The organism is Clostridium sp. UBA2485 (assembly GCF_002341865.1).
Taxonomy (GTDB): domain Bacteria; phylum Bacillota; class Clostridia; order Clostridiales; family Clostridiaceae; genus Clostridium_J.
Window position 1 is genome coordinate 27,600 of the sequence record NZ_DDOV01000030.1, and the last position, 6,973, is coordinate 34,572.

At 28.0% G+C, this 6,973-nt stretch carries 2 protein-coding genes; both read left to right on the top strand.

The window, feature by feature from the left end:
- Positions 1-3,565: non-ribosomal peptide synthetase (locus B3603_RS03895; RefSeq protein ID WP_291560978.1), on the top strand; the 3,565-nt coding region annotated here is incomplete at its 5' end.
- Positions 3,566-3,840: 275 nt separating this feature from the next.
- Positions 3,841-6,973: non-ribosomal peptide synthetase (locus B3603_RS03900; RefSeq protein ID WP_291560980.1), on the top strand; the 3,133-nt coding region annotated here is incomplete at its 3' end.

Below are 6,973 nucleotides of genomic sequence, written 5' to 3' on the forward strand. Positions count from 1 at the left end.
ATATATGATACCGTCATATTTTATACAACTAGAAAAAATGCCTTTAACATCAAATGGAAAAATAGATAGAAAGAGATTGCCAGAACCAGAAGGCGAAATAGATACAGGAGTAGAGTATGAAGGAGCAAGGGATGAAATTGAAAAGAAACTAGTAGAAATATGGAAAGATGTATTAAATGTTGAACGGGTAGGAATAAATGATAACTTCTTTGAAATAGGGGGACATTCTTTAAAAGCTACATCTCTTGTAAATAAAATATGTAAAGAGTTAAATGCAGAAATTTCCTTGGGAGAAATATTTAGAAATACTACTATAAAAAGTCTTGGAAAACATATAAGGAATTTAGATAAAAGTATATATTCATCAATAGAGAATGTAGAAGAAAACGAGCATTATGCCTTATCCTCAGCACAAAAGAGAATGTATATACTAAACCAAATTGAAGATGTAGGGGTAAGCTATAACATACCAATGATAATGACAATAGAAGGTAAATTAAATACCAGTCAATTTGAAAAAGCAATAAAAGAACTTGTAAAAAGACATGAATCTTTTAGAACAGCTTTTAAGTTAATAGAAGGTGAACCAGTACAAAAAGTATATGAAGAGGTAGATTTTAAAATAATCTATGATGAATTAAGAGAAAATAGAATAAAAAATAAAATAGAGGAATTTATAAAGCCCTTTGATCTCAGCAAAGCACCACTGCTAAGAGTAGAACTCCTAAAACTATCAAAAAATAAGCATCTATTTATGATGGATACTCACCATATAATATCAGATGGAATATCAATGAGAATATTTATAAAAGAGTTTATTAGCCTATATGAAGAGAAGAAATTGCCAAAGTTTAGGATACAATATAAAGATTTTTCACATTGGCAAAATAACATATTAAAAACTAAAATCGTTGAAAAACAAAAAGAATATTGGTTAAACAAATTTAAAGATGAAATACCTGTATTAAATATGCCAACAGATTATACAAGGCCTACTGTAAGAAGTTTTGAAGGTGATGTAGTAAAATTTGAAATAGAAAAGGAATTGGTAGAAGAGATAAATGAACTTGCAACTAAAACAGGTATAACCTTATATATGGTATTACTAGGAGCGTATAACGTATTACTATCTAAATATACAGGTCAGGAAGATATAGTTGTAGGAACACCAGTGGCTGGTAGAAGACATTCTGATTTAGATAATATAATAGGAATGTTTGTAAACACTGTTGCAATGAGGAATTATCCTAAAGGAGAAAAAAATTTTAGGGAATTCTTAGAAACAGTTAAGGAAACAGCATTAGAAGCATATGAAAGTCAAGATTATCAATTTGAAGAATTAATTAGCCAATTAGATATAGCTCGAGATCTTAGTAAGAATCCATTATTTGATGTGATGTTTACACTCCAAAATATTGATATAGGGAATATAGAAATTGAAGGATTAAAATTTAGTCCACATGAATTTGAAAATAAAATATCCAAGTTTGATATTACATTAAGCGCTATTGAATTAAAGGATAAAATAATTTTTAGCTTAGAGTATTGTACAAAACTCTTTAAAAGGGAAACTATAGAAAGATTATCAAAACATTATATAAATATACTAAAAGAAGTAACAAATAATGTAGAAATAAAATTATCAGAAATAGAGATTTTATCACAGGAAGAGAAAAAACAGTTAATTTATGATTTTAATAATACAAAGACTAAATATCCAAAAGATAAAACAATATATGAGTTATTTGAAGAACAGGTAAAAAATACACCTAACAATATAGCAATAGTATATGAAGATAAACAGTTGACCTATAGTGAATTAAATAAAAAATCAAATTATTTAGCAAAAGTATTAAGGGATAAGGGTCTAAAAGCAGATACAGTAGTAGGAATAATGGTAGAAAAATCCTTAGAAATGATAATTGGAATATTAGGAATATTAAAAGCTGGAGGAGCGTATTTACCTATAGACACAGAATATCCTCAGCACAGAATAAAGCACATTATAAATGATAGTAATGCAAAAATGTTATTAAGTAAAAGTTATTTTGTAGATGGAATAGATTTCAGCGGAGAAATAATAGATATAGAAAATTTAATAAATTCTGTTGAGGAAGTACCTAACTTACCAAATATAAATAAGCCAGAAGATTTAGCTTATATAATATATACATCAGGTAGTACTGGACAACCAAAAGGAGTTGCAGTAGAGCAGAAAAATGTAGTAAGGCTCGTAAAAAACACTAACTATATAAAGTTTAAAAGAAATCATAGAATATTACAAACAGGCGCAATAGCATTTGATGCTTCAACCTTTGAAATTTGGGGAGCATTACTCAATGGATTGCCATTGTATTTAATTAATAATGATGTGCTTATGAGTATAAAAAAATTAGAACAATTTATTCAAAAGAATAAAATAAGTACTATGTGGCTAACATCACCATTATTTAATCAAATATCAAAAGAAAAACCAGAAATATTTGAAAAATTAGAATATTTATTAGTAGGAGGAGATGTATTATCCACTAAACATATAAACAATGTGAGAAGTAAAAATAAAAAAATAAATATTATAAATGGTTATGGACCAACAGAAAACACTACATTTTCTACATGTTTTCACATCAATAAAGACTATGAGGAAAGCATTCCTATAGGAAAACCAATAGCTAATTCTACATGTTATGTATTAAATAAACATGGAAGATTACAGCCGGTAGGAGTTTATGGAGAACTATATGTAGGCGGTGACGGATTAGCTAGAGGATATATAAATAATAAAGAACTTACTAAAGAAAAATTTATAGCTAACCCTTTTATAAAGGGAGAAAGAGTTTATAAAACCGGTGATTTAGTAAGATGGCTAGAGGATGGAAATATAGAATTTTTAGGAAGAATAGACCATCAAGTAAAGATAAGAGGATTTAGAATAGAGCTTGGTGAGATAGAATCTCAACTTCTAAAAAATGAAAGGATAAAAGAAGCAGTAGTAATAGCTAAAGAAGATGGTGGAGGTAATAAATATATTTGTGCTTATATAGTAGGAACGGTGAAATTTAATGTTAAAGATTTAAGAGAATATCTTTTAAAAGAGTTACCAGAATATATGATACCGTCATATTTTGTGCAATTAGAAACAATGCCTTTAACATCAAATGGAAAAATAGATAGAAAGAGATTACCAGAACCAGAAGGGGAAATAAATACAGGAATAGAGTATGAAGCTCCAAGGAATGAAATTGAAGAGAAATTAGTGGAAATATGGAAAGATGTATTAAATGTTGAGCGGGTAGGAATAAATGATAACTTTTTTGAAATAGGAGGACATTCCTTAAAAGCTACATCTCTTGTAAATAGAATATGGAAAGAATTAAATATAGAGATTTCATTAAAAGAAATATTTAAAGATGCTACTATTAAAGGCCTTGCTGATTATATTGTGAATATAGAAAACAAAGAAACATCAATATTAACAAATGAAACTGATCTTCTAAAATTAGAAGAATTGTTAAATGAAATAGAAGATTTAGATGATGATAATGTATTGAGCTTAATATTATAATTATTTAAATTTATTCAAGCATATTGAAAAATAACTAGTCAGCATGAGTATGATAGCTTATTTTGTGATATATAGTTGTTGGAATTAATTGATAGAACATTATCAATAAAATCTAACACACTGTTAATGCAAAATACTTTATACATCTTTGACTAGTTATTTTATTTGAAATGCTTAAAGTTATAAATTTACACTGAGTTAAATTTTTATTATCTGTAATTGGAAAATAAGTAGTCAAATATAAATGATTTGATCATAAGGAGGAGCTAATAAAGATGAATGATCTATTAAAAAGAATTTCAAAATTACCACCTGAAAAGCTGAAACTTTTGGAGAAACGCCTTAAAGAAAATAATATAGAGATTAATAAAAATATTTTAGATATTAAAGAAAATAAATTTGAATCAATAAAACCTGTAGAAGATAGAAATTATTATTCGTTGTCATCTGCACAAAAAAGAATGTATATACTGAATCAAATTGAAAATGTAGGTATAAGTTATAATATACCAATGATAATGATAATTGAAGGAAATCTAAATATAAATCAATTTGAAAGAACAATGAAAGAACTTGTAAGAAGGCATGAATCCTTTAGGACAGCCTTTCAGGTAGTGGATGGTGAACCAGTACAAAAAATATATAAAAATATAGAGTTTGAGATAGCTTATAGCGAAGCAAGAGAAGATGAGATGAAGAGCAAAATAGAGGGATTTGTAGAGCCATTTGATCTTAGCAAGGCACCACTTTTAAGAGTAGAGCTCATAAAATTATCAACAAACAAACATCTGCTTATGATGGATACTCATCATATAATATCAGATGGAGTATCGACAGGAATATTTATAAAGGACTTTATTAGTTTGTATAAAGGCAAGGAATTACCAGACCTTAGGATACAATATAAGGATTTTTCACAATGGCAAAACAATATATTAAAAACTAAATCTATTGAAAAACAAAAACGGTATTGGTTAGACAAATTTAAAGGAGAAATACCTGCATTAAATATACTAACAGACTACAGAAGACCTAGCATAAAGAGTTTTGAAGGTGATGTAGTAAAATTTGAAATAGAAAAGGAATTAGTACAAGATATAAATAAACTTGCAGCTAAAACAGGTACAACCTTATATATGATATTACTAGGAGCGTATAATATATTGCTATCTAAATATACAGGTCAGGAAGATATAGTTGTAGGAACCCCAGTAGCTGGTAGGGCCTATTCTGATTTAGATAATATAATAGGAATGTTTGTAAATACCGTTGCAATGAGGAATTATCCTAAAGGAGAGAAAAGTTTTAGAGAATTCTTAGAAACAGTTAAAGAAACATCACTAGAAGCATATGAAAATCAAGATTATCAATTTGAAGAGTTAATTAGTCAGTTAGATATAGTTAGAGATCTTAGTAAGAACCCATTATTTGATGCGATGTTCACATTACAAAATATTGATATAGAAAATATAGAAATTGACGAATTAAAATTTATCCCATATGAATTTGAAAATAAAGTATCTAAATTTGATATTACATTGAGTGCTATTGAATCAAAGGAAAAGATAACTTTTGATTTACAATATTGCACGAAACTTTTTAGAAGAGAAACTATAGAAAGATTATCAAAGCATTATATAAATATAATAAAAGAAGTAACGAATAATGCAGAAATTAAATTATCAGAAATAGAAATTTTATCTAAAGAGGAGAAAGATAAGCTGCTTTATGATTTCAATAGTTATAAAATTGAATATCCTAAAGATAAAACCATACATGAACTATTCGAAGAACAAGTAGAGAGGACTCCTAACAATATAGCAGTAATATATGAAGACAAACAATTAACCTATGATGAGTTAAATATGAAAGCAAATAAGCTCGCAAGAGTATTGAGAAAAAAAGGAGTTAAAGCTGATTCTATAGTAGGAATAATGGTAGAAAGATCTTTGGAAATGATAGTAGGAATATTAGGAATATTAAAAGCAGGAGGGGCGTATTTACCTATAGATCCGGACTATCCAAAAGAAAGAGTGGAGTATATTCTAAAAGATAGTAAAAGCAAATTGTTATTAACTAGAAAAAAAAGTTCAAGTAATATAGATTTTTTGGGAGAAACTATAGATTTATTAGATGAAGAATTATATAGATGTGAGAGAAATAATTTAGAAAGAATAAATAATTCCAAGAGTTTAGCGTATATTATATACACTTCAGGTTCAACTGGAAATCCTAAAGGAGTAATGGTAGAACATAAAAGTGTAATTAATACACTAGTATGCATGGAGAAAAAATATCCCTTAGGACATGAAGATACTCACTTGTTAAAAACCAAATTTACATTTGATGTATCAGTAAGTGAACTATTTGGCTGGTTTGTGGGAAGTGGTAAGCTTGTAATAATGAGCAGTAATGAAGAAAAGGATATAAGTGCTATTATTAATTTAATAGAGGAACATAAAGTAACACATATTAATTTTGTACCAGCTATGCTAAATGTGTTTATGGAAAGCATAGGAGATGATTTAGATAAAATAAACAGTTTAAAATACGTGTTTGCTGCAGGAGAGGAATTAAAAACAGATATAGTTTCTAATTTTTATAGTAAGTTTAATACTATAAGATTAGAAAATCTATATGGCCCAACAGAAACTAGTATTTACTCATCTAGATATTCAGTAGATAAAAATTTAAAATATACTAGCATACCTATAGGGAATCCTATTGAAAATACTCAAATATATATTATTAATAATAATCAACTAGCACCAATAGGAGTTGCAGGAGAATTGTGCATATCAGGAGATGGTCTAGCAAGAGGATATTTAAACAAGCCAGAATTAACTGCAGAAAAGTTTATAGAAAATCCCTATAAGTCAGGTGAAAAAATATATAAAACTGGTGATTTAGCAAGATGGTTACCAGACGGAAATATAGAATTTTTGGGAAGAATAGATCATCAAGTGAAGGTAAGAGGATTTAGAATAGAACTTGGTGAAATTGAAGCGCAACTTCTAAAGAAGGAAAAGATAAAAGAATCAGTAGTAATAGCTAGAGAAGATGAAGATGGCAATAAATATATTTGTGCTTATATAGTAGGAACGGTAAATTTTACCGTTAAAGAGTTAAGAGAATGTCTTTTAAAAGAGTTACCAGAATACATGATACCATCATATTTCGTACAGTTAGAAGCAATGCCATTAACGCCAAATGGAAAAATAGATAGAAAGAGATTACCTAAGCCAGAAGGCACAATGGATATAGGCATAGAGTATGAAGGAGCAAGAAATGAGATTGAAGAGAGTTTAGTAAAAATATGGGGAGATATATTGAAGGTCGATGTGATAGGAATAAATGATAACTTCTTTGAAATAGGGGGACATTCTTTAAAAGCTACATCTCTTGTAA